The following is a 24,616-nucleotide window of genomic DNA, read 5'->3' as shown; positions in this document are numbered from 1 at the left end:
GTATCAGAAGGCCCCGGCCAGCACGGCCTGCTTGACCTCGGCGATGGCCTTGGTCACCTGGATGCCGCGCGGGCAGGCCTCGGTGCAGTTGAAGGTGGTGCGGCAGCGCCACACACCTTCCTTGTCATTGAGGATCTCCAGACGCATGTCACCGGCATCGTCGCGCGAGTCGAAGATGAAGCGGTGGGCGTTGACGATCGCGGCCGGGCCGAAGTACTGGCCATCGGTCCAGAACACCGGGCAGGACGAGGTGCAGGCGGCGCAGAGGATGCACTTGGTGGTGTCATCGAACCGCTCGCGCTCCTCGGCGGACTGCAGGCGCTCCTTGGTGGGCTCCGGGCCCTTGTTGACCAGGAACGGCATGATCTCGCGGTAGGACTGGAAGAACGGGTCCATGTCCACGATCAGGTCCTTCTCCACCGGCAGGCCCTTGATGGGCTCCACCAGGATGGGCTTGGACAGGTCGAGGTCCTTCAGCAGGGTCTTGCAGGCCAGGCGGTTGCGGCCGTTGATGCGCATGGCATCGGAGCCGCACACGCCGTGCGCGCAGGACCGGCGGAAGGACAGGGTGCCGTCGATGTCCCACTTGACCTTGTGCAGGGCGTCCAGCACACGATCGGTGCCGTACATGGTGACGGTCCATTCGTCCCAGTAGGAGTCCTCGGACGTCTCGGGCAGGAAGCGGCGGACCTTGAGGGTGACGTCGAAGCTCGGGATCTCACCGGTTCCGCCGCCCTGGGCGCCGAGATCGACCTTCGAGGGTCCTTCTGCGGGTTCGTTGATCGTGGTGCTCATCAGTACTTACGCTCCATCGGCTGGTAACGGGTGACAACAACCGGCTTGGTCTCGGAACGGATGCCCTTGACGCCCTCCATCTCGGAGTCGGGGTCGCGGTAGAGCATGGAATGCGCCATCCAGTTCTCGTCGTCACGGTCGGGGTAGTCCTCGCGGTAGTGGCCGCCGCGGGATTCCTTGCGGTGCAGGGCAGCCACGGTCATGGCCTCGGCCATGTCGAGCAGGTAGCCCAGCTCCAGGCCCTCCAAGAGGTCCAGGTTGAACCGCTTGCCCTTGTCCTGCACGGAGAGGTTCTCGTAGCGTTCGCGCAGGGACTCAATCTCGGCCAAGGCCCGGCGGATCGACTCGTCCGTGCGGAAGACCTGCATGTCCGCGTCCATGACATCCTGCAGGCGGGCCCGCAGCTCGGCCACACGCTCGGTGCCGGTGGCGGAGCGGAGGTTCTCGATGTGCTCGACCGTCGGTGCCTCGCCGTTCTCCGGCAGGTCGACGAAGTCCGCGGTGGCGGCGTACTCCGCGGCGTAGATGCCCGCACGGCGGCCAAAGACGTTGATGTCCAGCAGCGAGTTGGTGCCGAGGCGGTTGGAGCCGTGCACAGAGACACAAGCGACCTCGCCGGCGGCGTACAGGCCCGGGACCACGGTGTCGTTGTCCTGGAGCACCTCGGCCTTGATGTTGGTCGGGATGCCGCCCATCACGTAGTGGCAGGTCGGGAAGACCGGCACCGGCTCGGTGTAGGGCTCCACACCGAGGTAGGTGCGCGCGAACTCGGTGATGTCCGGCAGCTTGGCGTCGATGTGAGCCGGTTCCAGGTGCGTCAGGTCGAGCAGGACGTAGTCCTTGTTCGGGCCGCAGCCGCGGCCCTGGCGGACCTCCTCGGCCATGGACCGGGCCACGATGTCACGCGGCGCGAGGTCCTTGATGGTCGGGGCGTAGCGCTCCATGAAGCGCTCACCGTCCGAGTTGCGGAGGATGCCGCCTTCGCCGCGCGCCGCCTCGGAAAGCAGGATGCCCAGGCCGGCCAGGCCGGTCGGGTGGAACTGGATGAACTCCATGTCCTCCAGCGGCAGGCCGTTGCGGTAGGCGATGGCCATGCCGTCACCGGTCAGGGTGTGTGCATTGGAGGTGGTCTTGAAGACCTTGCCCGCGCCGCCGGTGGCGAAGACCACGGACTTGGCCTGGAAGACGTGCAGTTCGCCGGTGGCCAGTTCGTAGGACACGACGCCGGCCACGCGCTTCTGCGTGAAGGGCGTCCCGTCCGGGCGGGTGCCCGGCTCGTCCACCATCAGCACGTCCAGGACGTAGAACTCGTTGTAGAACTCGACGTCGTGCTTGACGCAGTTCTGGTAGAGCGTCTGGAGGATCATGTGGCCGGTGCGGTCGGCCGCATAGCAGGCGCGGCGGACCGGGGCCTTGCCGTGGTCGCGCGTGTGGCCGCCGAAGCGACGCTGGTCGATCCGGCCCTCCGGGGTGCGGTTGAAGGGCAGGCCCATCTTCTCCAGGTCGAGCACCGCGTCGATGGCCTCCTTGGCCATGACCTCGGCGGCGTCCTGGTCCACCAGGTAGTCGCCGCCCTTGACGGTGTCAAAGGTGTGCCACTCCCAGTTGTCCTCTTCGACGTTGGCCAGGGCGGCACACATGCCGCCCTGGGCCGCACCCGTGTGCGAACGGGTGGGGTAAAGCTTGGTCAGCACCGCTGTGCGGGCGCGCTGACCGGATTCGATCGCCGCCCGCATGCCGGCGCCGCCGGCACCGACAATCACGACGTCGTACTTGTGTACCTGCATTCGTTGAGTTCCTTCTGCTCGAGTACTCGAGAAAATTCAGTGGTTCAGTGGGTGTGCGTCAGGGCGTCAGAGGTTCTCGCAGAACGCGGGAGAGGACTCCAGCAGCATTCCGTCGGCGCCGACGAGGCACGGTTCGAAGGTGAAGATCACCAGGGTGCCGAGCACGATGATGACGGTGGTTGCCGCGTAGAGGACCATCTTCAGCCAGAACCGCACGCCGTCACGCTCGGCGTAGTCGTTGATGATGGTCCGGACGCCGTTGGTGCCGTGCAGCATGGCCAGCCACAACAGGGCCAAGTCCCAGAACTGCCAGAACGGATCTGCCCACTTGCCGGCGACGAAGCCGAAGTCCAGGCCATTGATGCCGTCCCCGACCATGAGGTTGGAGAAGAGATGGACGAAGATCAGGACGACCAGGACCACGCCGGACAGGCGCATGAACAGCCAGGCGAGCATCTCGAAGTTGCCGCTCTTGGTCTTGTCCCGGGTGTACTTCGGGTCGATACGCCCTGTGCGGGGGGCTGCGATCGTGGATTCAACGGTGGCGCTCATGGCTCAGTGACCTCCGAGGGCAAGCATCAGGTGGCGGATGGCGAACGCTCCAACGGTGACGACGGAGAGGACCACCACGGTCCACAGCATCTTCTTGTGGTGCTTGGTCCCGCCCTTCCAGAAGTCGACCAGGATGATCCGCAGGCCGTTGAAGGCGTGGAAGACGATGGCGGCCACGAGGCCGACCTCTCCGACGGCCATCAGCGGGTTCTTGTAGGTGCCGAGTACCGCGTTGTAGGCCTCCGGCGAGACCCTCACCAGTGAGGTGTCCAGCACGTGGACCAGCAGGAAGAAGAAGATGGCCACGCCGGTGATCCGGTGGATCACCCACGACCACTGACCTTCGTTGCCGCGATAGAGGGTCCCACGGCCGGACTTCGCCGGGGCCTGCGCTGATGTCGCAGTAGACACTGTTATACCTCCCAGGGATTGCAAGGGCGCCTGTGCCACGTCCGATGGGCACAAAGGGAACGCCGGTGCGAGTGCATTCCTCCACGACAGACTAGTACTTCTTGACGTTATGTTCCCTATTGTTGACCGGCCCTGGTTCCCGGTGTGGCACGGGTCACGGGGGTGGGGCGGACCCGGGCCCCGGCCCGGCGGTCACCTATGCTGTCCGGTGTGACGACTGACCCTGAATTGGATGGCCTTGCCGCCGTGGACCTCTCTGACACCCCGGGACTGGACCGCTTCTATGGAGTGATTCCTGCCGGTGGCGTGGGGACGCGGTTGTGGCCGCTCTCGCGGGCCGCCGCGCCGAAGTTCCTGCATGACCTGACCGGTTCGGGGCAGACCCTGATCCGGGCGACCTATGATCGCCTGGCCGCGCTGGCCGGGGACCGGGTGATGGTGGTGACCGGTAAGGCCCATGAGGGCGCTGTGCGGGAGCAGTTGCCGGACCTGGCCTCCGAGGACACCGTGCTGGAGCCGGAGCCGAAGGACTCGGCGGCGGCCATCGGGCTGGCCGCGGCCATCCTGTTCGAGCGGGATCCGGAGACCATCATGGGCTCCTTCGCCGCGGACCAGGTGATCGGCCCGGTGGAGGAGTTCCAGGAGGCTGTCGCGGAAGCGGTCGCCACCGCGGCCACGGGCAAGATCGTGACCATCGGCATCAAGCCGACGCACCCGGCCACCGGGTTCGGTTACATCCGGCAGGGCGGGGCCCTGACCGTGAAGGGCGCACCCCATGCCAAGGACGTGGCCGCGTTCGTGGAGAAGCCGGCCGAGGCGGTGGCCCAGGAGTATGTCGCCTCGGGAGAGTACCTGTGGAACGCGGGCATGTTCGTGGCCCCGGTGTCCTTGATGTTGCATCACCTGGCGATCAATGAGCCGGAGCTGCATGCCGGCGTCGTTCAGATCGCGAAGGCCTGGGGTACGCCGGCCCAGGCGGAGACGATGGCCCGGGTCTGGCCCGGGCTGAAGAAGACCGCGGTGGATTATGCGGTGGCTGAGCCCGCTGCCGCGGCGGGGGACGTTGCCGTGATCCCGGGTGGGTTCACCTGGGACGATGTGGGCGATTTCGCCGCGATCGCCCGGCTGAACCCGGCTAAGCGGGCCTCGGGCATCACCGTGATCGGGGAGACGCCGCGGGTGTACTCGTCCAAGGCCTCCGGCGTGGTGGTCACGGATACGGCGCGGGTGATCGCCCTGATCGGTGTCGAGGACATCGTGGTCGTGGACACCCCGGACGCCCTGTTGGTCACGACGACGGAGCACGCCCAGTCCGTCAAGCAGGCCGTCGAGTCCCTCAAGGCCCACGGCGACGACGACGTCCTCTGAGCCCGTCAGAGCCCCGGTAGCATCACTGGGATGAACGACAGCCAGCGTTCCACCGGCGCCCGTCCAGTCCTCGACGATCCCGGACTACCGCGGGTGACCCCGCTGGTCCAGCGGCTCGAGCCCTCGGTCGTGGCGTTCCGCCGGGACCTCCACGCGCATCCGGAACTGTCCTATGACGAGCACCGGACCACGGAACGGATCCTGCAGACCCTGGCCGAGGCCGGGCTCTCGCCGGTCAAGCTCGACGACACCGGCGCCTACGTGGACATCGGCGAGGGGCCGATCGTGCTGGGCCTGCGTGCGGACATCGATGCCCTTCCCCTCTCCGAGCAGACCGGACTGGACTATGCCTCCCGCCATCCGGGCGTCGCTCATGCGTGCGGTCATGACGTCCACACCTCCGTCATGGTCGGCACCGCGCTCGCCCTGCATCGGGTGGTCACGCGCACGGCCGGGGACCTCGGCCAGCCGGAGCTCGATGCCCTGGGCGGTCCCCAGGGCCTGACCGGCCGCATCCGCATCATCTTCCAGCCCGCCGAGGAGCGATTGCCCGGTGGCTCCCTGTCCGTGATCCGGCAGGGCACGCTGGACGGGATCCCGCGGATCCTGGCGGCACACTGCGAGCCCCGGTTCGACGTCGGCACGATCGGCACGCGCATCGGCGCCATCACCTCGGCGGCCGACACCATCAAGATCAGCCTGTCCGGCCGCGGTGGACACACCTCCCGGCCGCACCTGACGGAGGACCTCGTCTACGCGTTGTCCACGATCGCCGTCCAGGTCCCGGCGGTGCTGAACCGACGGATCGACGTCCGCTCGGCCGTCTCCGTGGTGTGGGGCCAGATCAATGCGGGGGCGGCGCCCAACGCCATCCCCGGGTCCGGTTACCTCGCAGGCACCATGCGCTGCCTGGACGCCGAGGTGTGGGAATCGGCCGGGGACCTGCTGGACGACGTGGTCCAGCAGATCGCCCACCCCTTCGGGGTGAAGGTCCACCTCGAACACATCCGCGGGGTGCCGCCGGTGGTCAACACGGAGGCCGAGACCGACCTCATCGAGGACGCGGCCCGCTATGAGCTCGGGTCCCGGGCCATCCAGCTGACCCCGCAGTCCATGGGCGGGGAGGACTTCGCCTGGATGACCCAGCTGGTCCCCGGGGCCATGCTGCGCTTGGGGACGCGGACCCCGGGCGGCCCAGTCTATGACCTGCACATGGGCGACTTCGCGCCGGACGAGCGCGCCATCGGCATCGGCATGCGCATTTTCACGGCCGCGGCACTGCGGGCCCTGTCCGGCGTTCAGTAGGGCTGAACGGCGCAGGTGGTGCAGACGTTGCAGAAACGTAGCGCACTTCTGAAGCGGTTCTTGCCAACTTTGGGTAAACTCCCGGGTAACTGTCCGTCTGAAGGGCGCGGACATCCGTGGAACGGATCGATCTCGACCCGTCCGGACCTGGGCCGACATCACCGGCTCGCGGCCGGATCCCCACGCTCCAGCCCCACACCCTCGCACCTAAGGATCACCATGGGCATTGCATCCCCCCTGTCTCGTAAGGCACTCTTGCCGGTCGCCATGCTCGGCATGTCCGGCCTGCTGCTGGCCGGCTGTGGCGCCGCACCCGAGGAGGCCGCCGACGGGACCGCCTCGGCGTCCGACGCCCCAGCCGTGGGCACCGACAACTCTGACTACACCGGCTGCATCGTCTCCGACCAGGGCGGCTTCGATGACCGCTCCTTCAACCAGTCCTCCCACGACGGCCTGATGGCCGCCGAGGAGGAGTTCGGCATTTCCACCAACGAGGCGGAGTCCACCTCCCCGTCCGACTTCACCCCGAACATCACGTCGATGCTGCAGGCCAACTGCGACATGATCATCGGCGTCGGGTTCCTGCTCGGCGACACGATGAAGCCGATCGCCAACGACAACCCCGAGACCCACTTCATGGGCGTGGACGTTACCGATCCCGAGTTCCCGGACAACGTCAAGCGCCTGATCTATGACACGGCGCAGGGCTCCTTCATGGCCGGTTACCTCGCCGCCGGCACCAGCGAGACCGGCAAGGTCGCCACCTACGGCGGCGCGGAGATCCCGACCGTGACCATCTTCATGGACGGCTTCGCCGCCGGCGTCGAGTACTACAACGAACAGAAGGACGCCGAGGTCGAGGTGCTGGGCTGGAACCGCGAGGCCAAGACCGGCTCCTTCACCGGTGACTTCGAGAACCAGGCCGCCGGCAAGACCAATACCACCAACTTCATCAACGAGGGCGCGGACATCATCATGCCCGTGGCCGGGCCGGTGGGCCTGGGCACCCTCGATGCTGTGACCGAGGCGAATGCCGGCGGCAAGGAGGCCAAGGTCATCTGGGTGGACTCCGACGGCTATGAGACCACCGAGCAGGGCGAGATCATCCTCACCTCCGTGGTGAAGCTGATGGGCCAGGCCGTGCAGGACGTCATCGAGGCCGACCTGGCGGACGAGTTCGACGGTGAGCCCTACGTGGGCACGCTGGAGAACGGCGGCGTGGCCCTGGCCCCGTTCCATGACTTCGACGCCGAGGTCTCCGATGAGATGAAGGCCGAACTCGAGGAGATCAAGGCCGGCATCATCGACGGCTCCATCGAGGTCAACTCGGACTACTCGCCCGAGGTCTGATCACCACGGTGGCCCATGCGGTGGGGTGGCCTGCGGGCCGCCCCACCGTCATGTCCGCCGGGAACACCCTGAGATGATGTCCTTCGAGATCCACTCCTGGGAACGAAGCATCAAAGATGGAATGACAACGATCCGAAGCAATGGCCTGTCCCGGGCCAGAATGGCTGGAGCACGGTGAAACTCGAATTACGCGGCATCACCAAGAAATTCGGGGCCTTCACGGCCAATGACTCGATCGACCTGACGGTGGAGTCCGGCCAGGTCCACTCCCTGCTGGGGGAGAACGGCGCGGGCAAGTCCACCCTGATGAACGTCCTGTTCGGCCTCTACGAGCCGACCGCCGGCGAGATCCTGGTGGATGGCCGTCCGGTGCGGTTCAGCGGTCCCGGTGAGGCGATGAGGGCCGGCATCGGCATGGTGCACCAGCACTTCATGCTGATCCCGGTGTTCACGGTGGCGGAGAACGTGGCGCTGGGCGATGAGCACACGCGTGCCGCCGGCATCCTGGACCTCGAGTCCACCCGCCGGAAGATCCGCGAGATCTCCGATGAGTACGGCTTCCATGTGGACCCCGACGCCCGCATCGAGGATCTCCCCGTGGGCGTCCAACAGCGCGTGGAGATCATCAAGGCGCTCGTGCGCGAGGCCCGCGTGCTGATCCTGGACGAGCCCACGGCCGTGCTCACGCCCCAGGAGACCGACGAGCTGCTGGACATCATCCGCCGGTTGCGGGACAACGGCACCGCCGTGGTGTTCATCTCCCACAAGCTGCGCGAGGTCAAGGCGATCTCCACCGTGATCAGCGTGCTGCGCCGCGGCAGGTTGGTCGGCACCGCGGACCCAGACGCGGACCAATCCGAACTGGCCGCCCTCATGGTCGGCCGCGCCGTGGAGCTGAACACCACGAAGTCCGCCCCGAAGCTGGGCGAGGAGACCTTCACGGTGTCTGATCTGACCGTTTTGAGCCCGGAGGGCGTCCGGCTAGTGGACCGCGTCTCCTTCGGCATCCGCCAGGGAGAGATCCTGGCCGTGGCCGGCGTGCAGGGCAACGGGCAGACCGAGCTCACCGAGGCCATCATGGGTCTGCAGAAGGCCCAGGGGTCCATCCGCCTGGACGGCGAGGAGATCCTCGGCCGAACCACCAAGCAGGTCATCCGGGCCGGCGTCGGGTATGTGCCGGAGGACCGCTCCACTGACGGTCTGGTGGGGTCCTTCTCCGTGGCCGAGAACCTCGTGCTGAACCGCTTCGACCGGGCGCCGATCGGCAACCGCTTCCAGCTGAGCCCGGCCGCCATCCGGTCTCTCGCGGAGCAGCGCGTCGCGGAATTCGATGTCCGCACCCAGGGTGTGGACCTGCCCGTCGGGACCCTGTCCGGCGGCAACCAGCAGAAGGTCGTCATGGCCCGGGAACTGGTGGACGACCTCAAGCTCTTCATCGCCTCCCAGCCCACCCGCGGGGTCGACGTCGGCTCCATCGAGTTCCTGCACGACCGCATCATCCGCGAACGGGACTCAGGCACCCCGGTCATGATCGTCTCCACCGAACTCGACGAGGTCCTCGACCTGGCCGACCGCATCGCCGTGATGTACCACGGCCGGATCATCGGGATCGTGCCGGGGAACACCTCGCGTGACGACCTGGGCCTGATGATGGCCGGCGTCACCCCGGGAACCGCACCGGACACCACCCCGAAGGGAGCAACGGCATGAGCGCCGTGACCAGCGAGAGCACCCCGGCGTCCACGCCCGGCCCCCGGGCCGGCGGCTCGGACCGGAAGGGCGGTACCCCGAACGGGTTCTCGTTCCGGGACGTCCTGTCCGGCAACGGCACCGTCACCGTCCTGGCGATCATCCTGTCCCTGGTCATCAGCGCCGTGCTGATCATCCTGACGGACGAGGACGTCCTCGAGGCGGCCGGATACTTCTTCAGCCGCCCCCTGGACACTCTGGCCGCCGCCTGGTCGGCCGTGGCCGCCGCCTACGCCGCCCTGTTCCGCGGCGCGATCTTCAACTACCGCGGGGACACCTTCAGCGAGGGCATCTACCCGCTGATGGAATCGCTGACCGTGGCCACGCCGCTGATCATCATCTCGCTCGGCATCGCCATCTCGTTCCGCTCCGGACTGTTCAACATCGGCGGCCAGGGCCAGATGATCTTCGGGGCCATGTTCGCCACCTGGTTCGGCGTCCACCTGCAGCTGCCAGCAGGCCTGCACCTGCTGCTGGTGCTGATCATGGGCATCCTCGGCGGTGCCCTGTGGGGCGCCGTGGTCGGCTTCCTCAAGGCGCTCACCGGCGCCCACGAGGTCATCCTGACCATCATGCTCAACTACGTGGCCATCCATCTCGTCACGTACTTCCTGTACACCCCCGTCCTCCAGCGGGAGGGCTCTACCAACCCGGTCTCCGACTTCCTGCCGTCGACGGCGGTCTTCCCGCTGCTGTTCGGTGACAGCTTCCGCCTGAACTGGGGCTTCGTCGTCGCCCTCGTGGCCACCGTGTTCGCCTGGTGGCTCATGAAGCGCTCGTCCGTCGGCTTCCAGCTGCGTGCCGTGGGTGCCAATCCCGATGTCGCCCGGACCGCAGGCGTGTCCGTGAAGCGCATGTACGTGGTCGCCATGGCGATCTCCGGCGGCCTCGCCGGCCTGGCCGGCATGAGCCAGGTGTCCGGCACCGAGAAGATGCTCAACACCGACGTCGCCGGGTCCTTCGGCTTCGACGCCATCACCGTGGCCCTGCTCGGCCGCTCCAACCCGTGGGGCGTGTTCGCGGCCGGACTGTTGTTCGGGGCGCTGCGCGCCGGTGGCGTGACGATGCAGACCGAGACCGGGGTGCCGATCGACATCGTGCTCATCATCCAGTCGCTGATCGTGCTGTTCATCGCCGCACCGCCGCTGGTGCGGATGATCTTCCGCCTGCCGGCTCCCGGTGCCCTGCAGGCCCGCACGACGGCGGATCCGGTCACCCAGCCGGCCCTCGCCGGAGCCGTCGCGGCGACCACCGCGTCCGCCGACGGCCACGCCGCCCCGGCCGACTCGGCCACCATCGGCGATGCCGTGGGGGTGGCGGCCGGAGACGCGGGACCGCCTGACCCGGATGACGCAGACCCCAGTACCACCACCCCGGCGGAAGGCGACCAGCGATGAGCACCACCGCGACCGTTCCCCACGGCCCTGCCGGCCCCGCTCCAGCCGCCCCGACGACGGAGAGGCCCACCACGGACATCGTCCGGCACTGGACCACGCCGATCGCGCTCGCGGTGCTGGCGGCGGTCTCCCTGGCCGTCTTCGCCCTGACCGCCTCGGGCACGTCGGCCACGTTCCGCATCTCCACCGATGCCGATGCCATCCATATCCCGGACATCGTGGTCCCGACCATTGCCGCCGGCTGGACGATCACCCTCCTGCTCGCCGCCCTCGCGGTGTGGGGCTTCCTGCAGGTCCGCCGTTCCGGCACGGTCAGTGGCTGGGTCTCGGTCGTCTTCGCGGCCCTGTTCGTGGCCGGATTCCTGGTGTGGGTGGTCGGCGCGGCCAACACCACCACGGTGTTCCTCACCGGCCTCATCGCCGGCTCCGTGACCCTGGCGATCCCGCTGATCTTCGGTTCCATGGCCGGAGTGCTCTCGGAGCGGGCCGGCGTCGTGAACATCGCCATCGAGGGCCAGCTGCTGGCGGGTGCCTTCACGGCCGCCGTCACCGGTTCCGTGACCGGATCGGTCTGGGCGGGCCTCGTGGCCGCCGTCGTGGCCGGTGTGCTGGTGTCCGTGCTGCTGGCGGTATTCGCCATCCGCTATCTGGTCAACCAGATCATCGTCGGCGTGGTGCTCAACGTCCTGGTGGCTGGTTTGACCAGCTTCCTGTTCAGCACCGTGCTGTCCTCGAACTCCTCGGCGTTGAACTCCCCGCCGCACTTCCCGAGCATCCGGATCCCGTTGTTGGCTGACATCCCGATCATTGGCCCCATCCTCTTCGACCAGACGATTCTGGGCTACGGCATGTACGTGATCGTCATCGCCCTGTACATCGGTCTGTTCCACACCAAGTGGGGCCTGCGCGTGCGGGCCGTCGGCGAACACCCCAAGGCCGCGGACACCGTGGGCATCAACGTGATCCGCACCCGGTACATCAACGTGCTGCTCGGCGGTGCCGTCGCCGGCATGGGCGGCGCCTTCTTCACGCTCGTGTCCTCCTCCTCCTTCTCGAAGGAGATGACCGCCGGCCAGGGGTTCATCGCCCTCGCCGCCGTGATCTTCGGCCGCTGGAACCCGGTCGGAGCCTTCTTCGCGGCGCTCCTGTTCGGGTTCACCACCAACATGCAGTACGTTTTGGCCATCCTGGGCACACCGGTCCCCAGCCAGTTCATGGCGATGCTGCCCTACCTCGTCACCGTCCTGGTGGTGGCCGGCTTGGTCGGCAGGTCCCGGGGCCCGGCGGCCGCCGGGTCCCCCTATGTGAAGGAATAGCCAGGAACTGCCCGGCATAGCCAGGAACAGCCTGGAACAGCCAAGGAAGAGTGAAGGAGTGAGCGTGGAACACCACGACCACGGAACCAGCGGTGCGTTCAGCGACCCGTTCGAGGACGACATCCCGCTGACCGCATCCCTGCCGCGCATCACCGGCATCGGATCGGGTATCGACTGGCAGCGCCTGGAATCCACCGCCCGCGCCGCGATGACCCGCGCCTACGTGCCGTACTCCCGTTTCCCCGTGGGTGCCGCCGCCCTGGTGGAAGACGGCCGCGTGGTGGTCGGCTGCAACATCGAGAACGCCTCCCTGGGCCTGACGCTCTGCGCCGAGTGCTCCCTGGTGTCCAATCTGCAGATGAGCGGGGGCGGCAGGATCGTGGCGTTCTACTGCGTCGACGGCAACGGTGAGGTCCTCATGCCGTGCGGCCGCTGCCGCCAGCTGCTCTACGAGTTCCACGCCCCCGGCATGCGCCTCATGGGCCCGGACGGCGAATTGACCATGGAAGAAGTCCTGCCGCAGGCCTTCGGCCCGGCCGACATGAGGCACCTGCGTGACAGTGCGGCTTCGACCGATAACCCGGGAGGGACCCGATGACCCCGCAGCCCACCTCCACCGCCCCCTCGACCTCCGCTTCCTCAGCCACCTTCCAGACCGGCCGTCGCGCCGAGCCGTTCGACGCGATCGAGGTGATCCGGGCCAAGCGGGATCGCCAACAGCTCTCGGACGGGCAGATCGACTGGGTCGTGGATGCCTACACCCGCGGTGTGGTGGCGGACGAGCAGATGTCCGCGCTGGCCATGGCCATCCTGCTCAACGGCATGGACCGGCCGGAGATCGCCCGCTGGACGAACGCGATGATCGCCTCGGGCGAGCGGATGGACTTCTCACAGCTTCGTGGGCCCGACGGCGGCGTCAAGCCGACCGCGGACAAGCACAGTACCGGTGGCGTGGGGGACAAGATCACCCTTCCGCTGGCACCGCTCGTTGCGGTGTACGGCGTGGCCGTACCCCAGTTGTCCGGCCGCGGCCTCGGCCACACGGGCGGCACCCTGGACAAGCTCGAGGCCATCCCCGGCTGGCAGGCCAACCTGTCCAACGAGGCCATGATGGACCAGCTCTCCTCCCTGGGCGCCGTCATCTGTGCCGCCGGTTCGGGGCTGGCCCCCGCGGACAAGAAGCTCTACGCGTTGCGGGACGTCACCGGCACGGTGGAGGCCATCCCGCTGATCGCCTCCTCGATCATGTCCAAGAAGATCGCCGAGGGCACCGGCACGCTGGTGCTGGACGTCAAGTGCGGCTCCGGCGCCTTCATGAAGACCGAATCCGACGCCCTCGAACTCGCCCGGACCATGGTGGACCTGGGCCGGGACGCCGGGGTGAACACCTCCGCCCTGTTGACGGACATGGACACCCCGCTCGGACTGACCGCCGGCAATGCCATCGAGGTTGCCGAATCGGTGGAGGTCCTCGCCGGCGGGGGGCCGGCCGACGTCGTGGACCTGACCGTGGAGCTGGCCCGTCGCATGCTGGCCGGTGCCGGGATCACCGGGGTGGACCCGGCCGAGGCCTTGGCCGACGGCCGGGCCATGGACGTGTGGCGCCGGATGATCGCCGCCCAGGGTGGTGACCCGGACGCCCCGATGGCAACCGCACGGGAGTCCCACGTGGTCACGGCCGGCGAGTCCGGCGTGCTGACCCGCTTGGACGCCATGGCCGTGGGCCTGGCCGCCTGGCGTCTCGGCGCCGGACGGGCCCGCAAGGAGGACCCTGTCCAGGACGCGGCCGGAGTGCGACTGCACGCCAAGCCGGGAGACACCGTGCAGGCCGGACAGCCCCTGCTCACCCTGCTGACGGACACCCCGGAGCAGTTCGACCGCGCCCTGTCCGCGCTCGAGGACGGCCACTCCATCGCCCCGGAGGGATCGGCGGAGGCCGGATCGTTCGTGCCGCGCCCGCTCATCATCGACCGCATCGACTGACGGCGCCGCTCTTCGGCTGCTTCCCTGTCGTCCCCGTCGTCCCCATGGCAGCCCCGTCCCCGTCTGAAGCCGGTCCCGGAGCACCCTGAAGACAACCCTGAGCAGGCCCTGAGCAGGCCCGGAACCGCCGAGAAAAGTGCGGTTCCGGGCCTTGCCGTCGCCTAGGCTGAACGGGTGCTCCAGATGATCGAAGACATGGTCCTCCATGCCGCCGGGCAGTGGTGGATCCTGCTCGCGGTCTACCTGCTGTGCACGATCGACGGGTTCTTCCCCGTGGTGCCCTCGGAGTCTGTACTGGTGGCACTGGCCTCCATCTCCGGCACCGAGGACACCGTCTCCCTGTGGTGGGTCTGGCTCGTCGGTGCCCTCGGGGCGATCACCGGTGACCAGATCGCCTATTCCCTCGGCCGGGGGATCGGCATCACCCGGTTCCGCTGGATGCGCAGCCGCAGCGTGGTCCGGGCCGTCGCCACCGCCCGCACCGCCCTGGACGGACACGGCGCGCTGGTGATCTGCACGGCCCGGTACATCCCGGGCGGACGGGTGGCGGTGAACTACACCGCCGGGGCCACCGGGTACCCGCGGCTGAGGTTCACCCTGCTGGACATCTTCGCCGCGTTCCTCTGGTCGGCGTACTCGATCGGGATCGCCCGGGCGACCGCCGGCTGGCTGGACAACACGCTGCTGCAGATCATCGTGGCGCTGGTCGCAGCGGCCGCCGTCGGCTGGGTGGTGGACCTCGTCCTGAAGAGGATCCTGCTCCGGCTGGCGGAGCGGAAGCAGGCGGCCGGCGGGGGACCGCGGGCCGAGGCCGCTACCGTAGACTCGCCACGTGACTGACGCGATCGAATTCTCCGCCCCCTCGCCCCTCGACGTCGATCTGGCAGCGTTGCCCAAGATCAGCCTCCACGACCACCTCGATGGGGGCCTGCGACCGGCCACCATCCTCGACCTCGCCGGCCAGATCGGCCACGAACTGCCCGCCGACACCGCCGACGCGCTGGCGGAGTGGTTCGCCGAGTCCGCGAACTCCGGCACCCTTGAGCGCTACCTCGAGACCTTCGACCACACGATCGCCGTCATGCAGACGGCCGAGGGGCTGCAGCGGGTGGCCCGCGAGTTCGTGGAAGACCTCGTGGAGGACGGCATCGTCTATGCCGAGGTCCGCTGGGCCCCCGAACAGCACACTGCCGGCGGGCTGACCCTGGATCAGGCCGTTGAATCGGTCCAGGCCGGACTCGACGAGGGCGTGGAGAATGCTGAGAACGCGGGAGCCCCGATCCGCGTCGGCCAGCTCATCACGGCCATGCGCCAGAACGACCGCTCCCAGGAGATCGCCGAGCTGGCCGTCCGCCACCGTGGCGCCGGTGGCTCCGGAGGCTCCGTTGCAGTCGGCTTTGACATTGCCGGACCGGAGGCCGGATTCCCACCTTCGCGCTTCACCGAGGCCTTCACCTGGCTGGCCGGCCAGCGTTTCCCGGCCACCGTCCACGCCGGTGAGTCGGACGGCCTCGAGTCCATCAATGACGCCCTCGTCAACGGCCGCGCCCTGCGCCTCGGCCACGGCGTGCGGATCGCCGACGACATCACGGTGGAGTTCAACGCCGTGGACGAGAACGGTGAGCAGGTCGGCGAGGACAACGCCCTCGTGGACCTCGGTGCCACTGCCGCCTGGGTCCGTGACCGCGGCATCGCGCTGGAGATCTGCCCGTCCTCGAACCTGCAGACCGGCGCCGTGGCCGCCTACGGCGGCACGGTCTCCACCCACCCGATCGACATGCTGGCTCAGCTGGGCTTCCGCGTGACCATCAATCCGGACAACCGCCTGATGAGCGGGGTCTCCCTCACCGACGAGCTGTACCTGATCGCGGAGGTCTTCAGCTACTCGCTGGAGGAGCTGCTGGACTTCCAGCTCAACGCCGCCGAGGCCGCCTTCCTGCCCCTCGAGGACCGCGAGGCCCTGGCCGAGCTGCTCGTCGAGACCTGGGGCGAGGTCATCTCCAGCGGCGGGACGGGGGACGGCCCGGTACGCCTGGAGGCCCTCGACGACGAGGACGCGTGAGCGTCGCCGTCGACCGGCTCGTCTGGGTGGTCGCCCAGTTGCGGGAGCACTGCCCGTGGACGCGGCGGCTGACCCACGCCGTGCTGACCGAGTACCTGATCGAGGAGGCGTACGAGGCCGTCGAGGTGATCGAGTCCGTGCCACCGGCCAACTGGCCCGAAGGGGCGCTGGCCGACGGCACGTACGAGCGGCTGCGGCTCGAGATGGGGGACGTGCTCTTCCAGGTCGTGTTGCACGCGGCGATCGCCGAGGGGGCCGGCGGCTTCACCTTCGACGGCACGGCACAGGCCATCACGGACAAGATGATCCGCCGGAACCCCCACGTCTTCCACCCCGACGGGACCCTGCGCGAGCCGCAGGACCTGGCTGCGGCCAGACTGGAGGACCTCGAGAAGAACTGGGAACGCATCAAGCAGGCGGAGCGTGCCGCCGGGGCCGCCGAGGCGGGTGCCGGGGCCCCGGGGGAGGGGCCCGACGCCGGCCCGTTGCCCGGCGCTGCCACCTCGCCTGCCATCTCACCGGTGGCCTTCACCGACGTCCCCGCCCATCTGCCCGCCCTGGCGGCCGCCGCGAAGGTCGTGGACCGGGCCGCCCGGCAGCCGGTGGACCCGCTGCCGGAACCCGGCCCGCCGCCGTCGGGCCTGGACCCGCGGGTGCTGCAGGACGAGGGGGAGCTGGGCGCAGAGCTGTTCCGGCTGGTCCAGCGCTCCCGCGCCGCAGGGCTCGATCCCGAGCGAGCGCTGCGCCAACACCTGGCCGCGCTCCGTCACGACCTCTCGGGGACGGACCCGACGGGCTAGGCTGAACCCGCATCGCCCCCGCGGTACCGCAACCTGCGCCACGGCGCCCACCCGGACCGTCAAGCCACACCGGCCCTGACGGTCTACCCACCGACAGTCTTCAAAGGAGACCGCACATGGCCCTGATCGACGCCATCCATGCCCGTGAAATCCTCGATTCCCGCGGTAACCCCACCGTTGAGGTGGAAGTCCTGCTGACCGACGGCTCCCTGGGCCGCGCCGCCGTGCCCTCCGGCGCCTCCACGGGAGAGTTCGAAGCCGTCGAGCGCCGCGATGGTGACCAGGGCCGCTACCTCGGCAAGGGCGTGCTGGGTGCTGTCAACGCCGTTATCGAGAACATCGCGGACGAGCTGGAGGGCGAGGACGCCACGGACCAGCGTCTCATCGACACCCTGATGATCGACCTGGACGGCACCGAGAACAAGGGCACCCTGGGCGCCAACGCCATTCTCGGGGTCTCGCTGGCCGTGGCCAACGCCGCCGCCGCCTCCTCGGACCTCTCCCTGTTCAAGTACCTGGGCGGCCCGAACGCCCACGTGCTCCCCGTGCCGATGATGAACATCCTCAACGGCGGCGCCCACGCCGATTCGAACGTGGACATCCAGGAGTTCATGATCGCCCCGATCGGTGCCCCGAGCTTCTCCGAGGCCCTGCGCTGGGGCGCCGAGGTCTACCACACGCTCAAGAAGGTGCTGCAGGAGCGCGGGCTGGGGACCGGGCTGGGAGACGAGGGCGGCTTCGCCCCGTCCCTGCCGTCCAACCGCGCCGCCCTGGACCTCATCACCGAGGCCATCACGCAGGCCGGCTACACCCCGGGCACGGACATCGCCCTGGCCCTGGACGTGGCCTCCTCCGAGTTCTGCTCGAACGCCGCCTACACCTTCGAGGGCGAGCAGAAGAGTGCCGCGGACATGATCGCGTACTACGAGGAGCTGGCCGCGAACTACCCGCTGATCTCCATCGAGGACCCGCTGGACGAGAACGACTGGGAGGGCTGGCAGCAGCTCACCACCTCCCTGGGCGCCACGGTCCAGCTCGTGGGCGACGACCTGTTCGTCACCAACCCGGAGCGCCTGCAGCGGGGCATCGACGAGCAGTCGGGCAACGCCCTGCTGGTCAAGGTCAACCAGATCGGCTCCCTGACCGAGACGTTCGACGCGATCTCGCTGGCCCAGCGCCACCAGTTCCACTGCATGATCTCCCATCGCTCCGGCGAGACCGAGGACACCTTCATCGCCGACCTGTCCGTGGCCACCAACGCCGGCCAGATCAAGACCGGCGCCCCGGCCCGCTCGGACCGGGTGGCCAAGTACAACCAGTTGCTGCGCATCGAGGAGGAGCTGGGCGACTCCGCGATCTATGCGGGCGCCTCGGCCTTCCCGCGGTTCACCGCCCGCGCCTGACCGGCCGACCCGCAACCGCGGACCCGCAAGCGCGGACCCACGCAACCCCGCCCCGTCGGCTTCGACGGGGCGGGGTTGCCGCGGTTAACGGCGAATGTTCGGCAAACGCCCGGGAAACCGCCCGGCGCGCTGTCCCGACGCCGGGCCGCTCAGCCGTTATCGTCAGAGGGACCCGGGAAGATGGCCCGGTCTCACGACAGGTCTTGTTCAGGATGGGCACGGAGGTACAGGTGGCAACTCGTCGTCCGCGCGTCCCCAAAACGTCCCAGCGTCAGCTGGCCGAGGTGGGATCCGGGGCCGCCCAGCGCTCGCGCACTGCCGGGTCCGGCGGGACCCCGCACCTGGTGGGCGGCCACTCCGCCAAGGTCATCCCCCTCGACGCGGCACCGTCGCGCCAATCCCTCGACGCCCGCGCATCCCTGGAATCGGCGGACCGGGAGTCTGCCGACCGGCCGCACACCGGCCAGGCACTGAACGGCTCTCTGGCGCCCGCCGACGCGACGGCCTCCGGGGGAACCGCCGTGGACCTGGATGCCGAGACGGCCGCAGAGGACGCCTCGGCCGGTCCGTCACCGGAGCCGACGCCGGTGCCGACCCCGGGACAGCGCCGAGCCGACGAACGCCGCAACCTGTTGCGCCGGTCCGTGCCCCGTGGCCGGGCGCGGAGCTCGGACGGTGCACCGGGCCGCGCCTCCAGCGGTGCCGTGGCGGTCCCGTCATGGACCCGGTCCGCGGGCGCCTCCTCGGGCGCCTCCTCGGGTGCTGGCTCCTCTGGCTCGGCCGCAGCGCCGACGCCGGGCCCGGTCCTGGCCCCGGTCGAACCCGTTCCGGCCCGCAACCTGACCGGCCGCTCCGTGGCCTTCCTGGTGGTGCTGTTCGTGGCCGCAGTCCTCCTGGCCCCGACTCTGCGAGTGTTCCTGGACCAGCAGGCCGAGCTCCGGGCCGTCCAGGAGGACATCGCCGCCGAGCAGCAGCTGCAGCAGGACCTCACGAGTGAGATCGCCCGCTGGGAGGATCCGGCCTACATCCAGCAGCAAGCGCGTGAACGCTTCAACCTCGTGATGCCCGGTGAGCAGACCTACATGGTCATCGGCGGCGACGAGGCCGTGGAGGATCCCGTGCCGCCGCCGGCCAGCCCGAGCCAGGTCAACCAGGACATGCCGTGGGCGGATGCCCTGCTGGACTCCGTGGTGCGTGCCGGCACCGACTAGGCTGGAGCACTTGTCACCGGCATCAACGCACCGACTGAGGCAAGATCATCACCATGACGCAGAACCTGGACCGCACCCCCACGCCGCAGGACCTGGACACCATCAGCCTGCAACTGAACCGGCCTGCGCGTGACGTGGTCGAGATCGGGGCCCGGTGCGTGTGCGGGAATCCGCTGGTGGCCACCACCGCCCCGCGGCTGTCCAACGGCATCCCCTTTCCCACCACGTTCTACCTGACCCACCCCGTGGTGACGGCCGCCGTCTCCCGACTGGAGGCGTCCGGTGCGATGGCCGAGATGTCCGAACGGCTGCAGCAGGACGGGGAACTGTCCGCCCGTTACCGGAGCGCGCACGAGGCCTATCTGGCCGAGCGTGACCGGGTCGGCCGGGTGGCCGGAACGGATGAGGTTCCCGAGATCACCGGCATCTCCGCCGGCGGCATGCCCGAACGGGTCAAGTGCCTGCACGTCCTGGTGGGTCATTCGCTGGCCGCCGGGCCCGGCGTGAACCCCCTCGGGGACGAGGCGCTCGAACGCATCCGGGAGGACTGGACCGCGGAGACCTGCTGGTGTGCCGGCGCGTGGGACCCCGGGGCCGCCGTGCCCAGCAGGGACCTCAGCCGCCACGTCAAGCGGCTCGCGGGAGAGCAGAACCCGGTGCAGAACCCGGTGCAGAACCCGGTGCAGAACCCGGTGCAGGACCCCCTCCGTGGCGCAGCGCCACGCCGCCCGGCCAGTGAGGACTCCGAAGCCCACACTCGGCGGGACAGCGGTCTCCCCGGCCCGGGCCGGACCGTCGCCGCCATCGACTGCGGGACCAACTCCATCCGCCTGCTCGTGGCACGCCTTGAATCCGACGACCTCCGGCCCGGCACCGGCAGCACCGCTGCCCCCCGGCTCGTGGACCTGCACCGCGAGATGCGCGTGGTCCGCCTGGGCGAAGGGGTCGACGCCACCGGCCGGTTGTCCGAGGCGGCCATGCAGCGCACCTTCGCCGCCACGGAGGACTACGCCGCGATCATCCGCGACCTCGGGGCCACCTCCGTCCGGTTCGTCGCCACCTCCGCCAGCCGCGATGCCGCCAACGCCGCCGACTTCACCGCCGGAATCCGTGAACGCCTGGGCGTGGAGCCCGAGATCGTGACGGGGGACGAGGAAGCGGCACTGTCCTTCGCCGGAGCGGCCTCCAGCCATGCGGCCACCGGTCCCGTGCTGGTGGTGGACCTGGGGGGCGGATCCACCGAATTCGTCCTCGGCACGCTGGACGACCCGGAGAGTGGGGGACCGCAGGTCACCCACGCCCTCAGCGTCAAGATGGGCTGCGTCCGGTTCACCGAGCGCCATCTGCGGACCGATCCACCCACCGATGCCGAGATCCAGGCGGCGATGCAGGACATCGCGGCCGTCCTGGACGAGGTCGAGGCGAGCATTCCGCTGGGGGAGGTGGCCGCCGTCGTCGGTGTGGCCGGGACGGTGACCACCGTGACTGCCGCCGCGCTGGGACTGACCGCCTACGAGCCCGAGGTCATCCACGCCACCGAGTTGGACGTGGACGTCATCGGTGACACCGCCGGCCGACTGCTGGCGGCGACCCGGGACGAACGGGCCGCGCTGCCCTACATGCACCCGGGCCGCGTCGACGTGATCGGGGCAGGCGCCCTCATCTGGTCGATGATCCTGCGCCGGGTGGCCCAGGCCGGCCATGGCAAGGTCACCACGGCCACCACGTCCGAGCACGACATCCTGGACGGGATCGCCCTGTCCCAGACGGCATGAGCGACCACCGGTCCGGCCGGCGGGGGACAACTCGGAGCCACCGGGGCCGCCCTCCCCACCTGACCACGGGCTCCCTGCTCGCCGTCCCCGTGCTCACCGCGGCCCTCGTCGCGGGGCCCGTACTGCTGCCGCCGCCGGTAGGAGGCTCGGCCGGATTCGACGCGTCCGGCGCGCCCGGTGCCGTGGGCTGGTCGGCCCTGCCCGCCGCCTCCGCGGATGAGTGGCGGGACCGGCAGTACTGGCTGGACGAGTACGGATTCCGCGACGCGTGGGGGACCAGCCAGGGCGAAGGCGTCACGGTCGCGGTGATCGACACCGGCATCGATGCGGACCATCCCGACCTGGGCGGCCAGGTGGTCGGCGGCATCGACGTCTCCGGTGCGGGCAACGAGTCCGGCACTGAGCCGGTCGGGGAGATGTCCGAGCACGGCACCCTGGTGGCCTCGGTCCTCGCCGGCCGCGGGAACAACGAGGCCGCGCTGCGCCGGGCCGAGGAGGAACGCCGCTCCGCGAAGGCCACACCGACGCCCTCGACGCTGCCCTCCGGTGAGGCTGCGCCCGGCCCGAGTCCCTCCGCCACCTCCACGCCGACTCCGGACGAGGCCACCGGTGCCTGGCCGGACGGCATCGTGGGCGTGGCGCCCCGGGCCGAACTGCTGTCCATCTCGGTGCACCTCGGTGCCAGCAACCCGGACGGCCCGTCCCCGGAGGACCAGATCGCCGAGGCCGTCACCTGGGCCGTGGACCACGGGGCGGACGTCATCAACATGTCCCTCGGCTCCACCCGTCAGGACTGGCCGGAAAGCTGGGACAGGGCCTTCCTGCACGCCGAGCAGAACGACGTGGTGGTGGTGGCCGCCGCCGGCAACCGCGCCTCCGGAACCCTGACCGCCGGGGCCCCGGCCACCATTCCCGGTGTGCTGACTGTGGCGGGACTCAACCCGGATGGAACGGCCAGCTGGGACTCCTCCACGGAGGGGATCTCGATCGGGGTGGCCGCACCGGCCGACCCGCTGGTCGGCGCCGTTCCGGGGGGAGACCGGAAGGAGTGGGCGGGCACCTCGGGGGCCGCCCCGCTCGTGGCGGGCCTGGCCGCCCTGATCCGGTCCGAGTACCCGGAGATGCCGGCCCACCAGGTCATCCACCGCATCCTGGCCACGGCCGAGGACGCCGGGGTCCCCGGCGAGGATCCGGTCTACGGACACGGCATCATCGACGCCGCGGCGGCCGTGACGGCGGAGGTCGGTGCCGTGGACCGCAATCCCATGGACACCCTCGCCGACTGGATCCGCGTGCACCGTCGCGCCGAGTCTTCCGGTGCGCCAACGCCCACCGCGACCCCGAGCGAGGAGCCGGCCGAGCCGACGTCGGCCCCGGATCCGCTGTCCACGGAGCTGCCGCAGGCGACCGCCCCGGCCGACCCTGCTCCGGGACTGCAGCCGGTGCTCGTGATCGGCACAGGTCTGGTGGTCGCCGGACTGGCGGCCACCGCCGTGGTGCTGTATCTGCGGCAACGCAGGTCATCCGAGCGTTGAGCCAGGTCAACGGCCCCGTCCGGCACGGCCGCCGGTGAGCGAGACTTTGTGACTTTGTGAAAAATTTCACGAAGTGTGCTGGGCGGGTCTAGGCTGAGTGTCATGGCAATCACTCCGCAGCTGTCCCCGAAGCCCCGTGTCCTCATCGTCGGCGGCGGTTACGCCGGCCTGTACGTCGCCAAGAACCTGGAGAAGAAGGTCAAGGAGCGTGGCGGCGTCGTCACCCTCGTGGACCCGAACCCCTACATGACGTACCAGCCGTTCCTGCCGGAGGTCGTCGGCGGGAACATCGAACCCCGGCACATCGTGGTGGACCACCGCACCCACCTGAAGAACTCCGAGATCGTCCAGGGCAAGATCATCAAGGTCGAGCACGCCCGCAAGACCGCCACCGTCCAGACCCAGGACGGCTCCGAGTTCGAGATCCCCTACCAGGACGTCGTCATGACCGCCGGTGCCACCACCCGCGTGTTCCCTATCCCGGGCCTGGGCGAGGCCGGCATCGGCATGAAGACCGTGCAGGAGGCCGTGCAGCTGCGGAACCAGATCCTGGACCGCCTCGAGGCCGCCTCCACCATGACCGACGCCGCGGCCCGCAGCCGCGCCCTGACCTTCGCCGTCGTCGGCGGCGGCTTCAACGGCGTCGAGACCATCTCCGAGATGGAAGACCTGATCCGGTCCGTCATCAAGAAGAACCCCCGCCTGGCCCAGTCCGATGCGCGCATCGTCCTGATCGAGGCCATGGGCAAGATCATGCCGGAGGTCGGCGAGGACCAGGCCGTCGAGGTCGTCGAGCACCTGAAGTCCCGCGGCATCGAGGTCCTGCTCAACACCTCGCTGGCCGGCGCCGAGGGCGGCGTCCTCAAGCTCATCAACATGCAGGACAAGTCCGACGCCGGCTCCTTCGAGACCGACACCCTCGTCTGGACCGCCGGGGTGGCGGCCAATGCCGTGGCCAAGCAGACCGATTTCCCGGTCGAGCAGCGTGGCCGCATCGAGGTCACCCCGACCCTGCAGATCTCCGACGGTGACGGCGGGGTCCTCGAGGGTGCCTGGGGTGCCGGCGACGTGTGCGCCGTGCCGGACCTGACCGGTGACGGCCCGGGCGGCAACTGCGTCCCCAACGCCCAGCACGCCGTGCGCCAGGCCAAGCGCCTCGCCGCCAACCTGCTGGCCGTGCGCTTCGGCGAGGGCGCCGTGGAGGAGTACGTGCACAAGTCCCTCGGTGCCGTGGCCGGCCTCGGCTTCGGCAAGGGCGTCGGCAACCCGATGGGCCTCAAGCTCAGCGGCGTCCCCGCGTGGCTGGCCCACCGCGGCTACCACGGCCTGGCCATGCCCACGTACGAGCGCAAGGCCCGCGTGGTCTCCGACTGGCTCCTGTCCGTGGTGTTCGGCCGGGACACCACGCCGATCGAGGGCCTCGAGAACCCGCACAACCCCTTCCTCGAGGCCGCCGGCGCCGAGCTCAAGCCGGGCCGCTTCGACCACCCGAAGGTGCTGGAGTCCGCGAAGTCCTCGCAGTAGGTTTCAACGGGCTCGAAGTACGCTTCGGCTTGACGGCGGCCCGGTAACCTTGAGGGGTTCCGGGCCGCCGTCGCGTCCGGCCCCCATAGCCCAATTGGCAGAGGCAGGAGACTTAAAATCTCTGTGTTGTGGGTTCGAGTCCCACTGGGGGCACTGTCCGGATTAACGGTCCGGCCGGCCGGACCGTTAAGCCGTCAGCGGAGGGGAGAGCTCCTCGTCCGTTGTCAGGTTGCTTTTCAGGTTCGGCAGATAGACTGACAGCAGTCCCCATCACGTCCATGCCGGGCCACCCG

20 protein-coding genes and 1 tRNA gene are annotated in these 24,616 nt (G+C 69.2%); 17 read left to right on the top strand and 4 right to left on the bottom strand.

The window, feature by feature from the left end; genetic code table 11:
• Positions 1 to 3: 3 nt before the first annotated feature.
• The 4 genes from AB0333_RS08455 to sdhC form a co-directional block, all read right to left on the bottom strand.
• Positions 4 to 795 (bottom strand): succinate dehydrogenase iron-sulfur subunit, encoded by a 792-nt coding sequence (locus AB0333_RS08455; RefSeq protein ID WP_115933053.1) that lies wholly within the window; start codon positions 793 to 795, stop codon positions 4 to 6.
• On the bottom strand, positions 795 to 2,582 hold the full coding sequence (sdhA, locus tag AB0333_RS08450) for a succinate dehydrogenase flavoprotein subunit (protein WP_366218241.1): 1,788 nt from the start codon (positions 2,580 to 2,582) through the stop codon (positions 795 to 797). Before sdhA ends, AB0333_RS08455 begins: the two co-directional genes overlap by 1 nt.
• A 66-nt stretch (positions 2,583 to 2,648) precedes the next feature.
• Complete coding sequence (locus tag AB0333_RS08445; RefSeq protein WP_366218240.1) at positions 2,649 to 3,134, bottom strand: succinate dehydrogenase hydrophobic membrane anchor subunit; 486 nt, start codon at positions 3,132 to 3,134, stop codon at positions 2,649 to 2,651.
• Positions 3,135 to 3,137: 3 nt separating this feature from the next.
• Positions 3,138 to 3,545, bottom strand: coding sequence for a succinate dehydrogenase, cytochrome b556 subunit (gene sdhC / locus AB0333_RS08440; RefSeq protein WP_366218239.1), 408 nt, complete (start codon positions 3,543 to 3,545; stop codon positions 3,138 to 3,140).
• 246 nt (positions 3,546 to 3,791) lie between these two features.
• Here sdhC and AB0333_RS08435 point away from each other — a divergent pair, with 246 nt between their 5' ends.
• The 17 genes from AB0333_RS08435 (at position 3,792) to AB0333_RS08355 (ending at position 24,476) form a co-directional block, all read left to right on the top strand.
• Positions 3,792 to 4,913 carry a sugar phosphate nucleotidyltransferase gene (locus AB0333_RS08435; RefSeq protein ID WP_366218350.1) on the top strand — a complete coding sequence of 374 codons (1,122 nt, stop codon included), beginning with the start codon at positions 3,792 to 3,794 and terminating at the stop codon, positions 4,911 to 4,913.
• A 30-nt stretch (positions 4,914 to 4,943) separates the two neighbouring features.
• The gene (locus tag AB0333_RS08430) at positions 4,944 to 6,218 is read left to right on the top strand and encodes an amidohydrolase (protein WP_366218237.1); all 1,275 of its coding nucleotides are present in this window, start codon (positions 4,944 to 4,946) and stop codon (positions 6,216 to 6,218) included.
• Positions 6,219 to 6,437: 219 nt separating this feature from the next.
• Entirely contained in the window at positions 6,438 to 7,568 is a 1,131-nt protein-coding gene (locus AB0333_RS08425) for a BMP family ABC transporter substrate-binding protein (protein WP_115933059.1), read from the top strand.
• 174 nt (positions 7,569 to 7,742) lie between these two features.
• Positions 7,743 to 9,278: an ABC transporter ATP-binding protein gene (locus AB0333_RS08420; protein ID WP_366218236.1), complete on the top strand. Its 1,536-nt coding sequence runs from the start codon at positions 7,743 to 7,745 to the stop codon at positions 9,276 to 9,278.
• Complete coding sequence (locus tag AB0333_RS08415) at positions 9,275 to 10,714, top strand: ABC transporter permease (RefSeq protein ID WP_366218235.1); 1,440 nt, start codon at positions 9,275 to 9,277, stop codon at positions 10,712 to 10,714. Before AB0333_RS08420 ends, AB0333_RS08415 begins: the two co-directional genes overlap by 4 nt.
• Positions 10,711 to 12,030, top strand: coding sequence for an ABC transporter permease (locus AB0333_RS08410; protein WP_366218234.1), 1,320 nt, complete (start codon positions 10,711 to 10,713; stop codon positions 12,028 to 12,030). Before AB0333_RS08415 ends, AB0333_RS08410 begins: the two co-directional genes overlap by 4 nt.
• A gap of 157 nt (positions 12,031 to 12,187) precedes the next feature.
• A complete protein-coding gene (locus AB0333_RS08405) occupies positions 12,188 to 12,628 on the top strand; it encodes a cytidine deaminase (protein ID WP_366218349.1) in 441 nt (146 codons plus the stop codon).
• Positions 12,625 to 14,013, top strand: a complete 1,389-nt coding sequence (locus AB0333_RS08400; RefSeq protein WP_366218232.1) for a thymidine phosphorylase — start codon at positions 12,625 to 12,627, stop codon at positions 14,011 to 14,013. Before AB0333_RS08405 ends, AB0333_RS08400 begins: the two co-directional genes overlap by 4 nt.
• Positions 14,014 to 14,196: 183 nt before the next feature.
• Positions 14,197 to 14,853 carry a DedA family protein gene (locus AB0333_RS08395; RefSeq protein ID WP_366218348.1) on the top strand — a complete coding sequence of 219 codons (657 nt, stop codon included), beginning with the start codon at positions 14,197 to 14,199 and terminating at the stop codon, positions 14,851 to 14,853.
• Entirely contained in the window at positions 14,846 to 16,075 is a 1,230-nt protein-coding gene (locus AB0333_RS08390) for an adenosine deaminase (RefSeq protein WP_366218231.1), read from the top strand. Before AB0333_RS08395 ends, AB0333_RS08390 begins: the two co-directional genes overlap by 8 nt.
• Positions 16,072 to 16,875: a MazG nucleotide pyrophosphohydrolase domain-containing protein gene (locus AB0333_RS08385; protein WP_366218230.1), complete on the top strand. Its 804-nt coding sequence runs from the start codon at positions 16,072 to 16,074 to the stop codon at positions 16,873 to 16,875. Before AB0333_RS08390 ends, AB0333_RS08385 begins: the two co-directional genes overlap by 4 nt.
• 116 nt (positions 16,876 to 16,991) lie before the next feature.
• Positions 16,992 to 18,278 carry a phosphopyruvate hydratase gene (gene eno, locus AB0333_RS08380; protein WP_115933066.1) on the top strand — a complete coding sequence of 429 codons (1,287 nt, stop codon included), beginning with the start codon at positions 16,992 to 16,994 and terminating at the stop codon, positions 18,276 to 18,278.
• A 230-nt stretch (positions 18,279 to 18,508) separates the two neighbouring features.
• Entirely contained in the window at positions 18,509 to 19,489 is a 981-nt protein-coding gene (locus AB0333_RS08375; protein ID WP_366218229.1) for a septum formation initiator family protein, read from the top strand.
• Positions 19,490 to 19,542: 53 nt separating this feature from the next.
• Entirely contained in the window at positions 19,543 to 21,264 is a 1,722-nt protein-coding gene (locus AB0333_RS08370; protein ID WP_366218228.1) for a DUF501 domain-containing protein, read from the top strand.
• Positions 21,261 to 22,799, top strand: coding sequence for a S8 family serine peptidase (locus AB0333_RS08365; RefSeq protein WP_366218227.1), 1,539 nt, complete (start codon positions 21,261 to 21,263; stop codon positions 22,797 to 22,799). The genes AB0333_RS08370 and AB0333_RS08365 overlap by 4 nt, the downstream gene beginning before the upstream one ends.
• A 102-nt stretch (positions 22,800 to 22,901) precedes the next feature.
• A complete protein-coding gene (locus AB0333_RS08360; RefSeq protein ID WP_366218226.1) occupies positions 22,902 to 24,323 on the top strand; it encodes an FAD-dependent oxidoreductase in 1,422 nt (473 codons plus the stop codon).
• A gap of 79 nt (positions 24,324 to 24,402) precedes the next feature.
• Positions 24,403 to 24,476: transfer RNA gene (locus AB0333_RS08355), tRNA-Leu, on the top strand.
• Positions 24,477 to 24,616 lie beyond the last annotated feature (140 nt).

Source organism: Citricoccus sp. NPDC079358, from assembly GCF_040702545.1.
Taxonomy (GTDB): Bacteria; Actinomycetota; Actinomycetes; order Actinomycetales; family Micrococcaceae; genus Citricoccus.
This window is presented reverse-complemented; position numbering and strand designations above follow the sequence as displayed.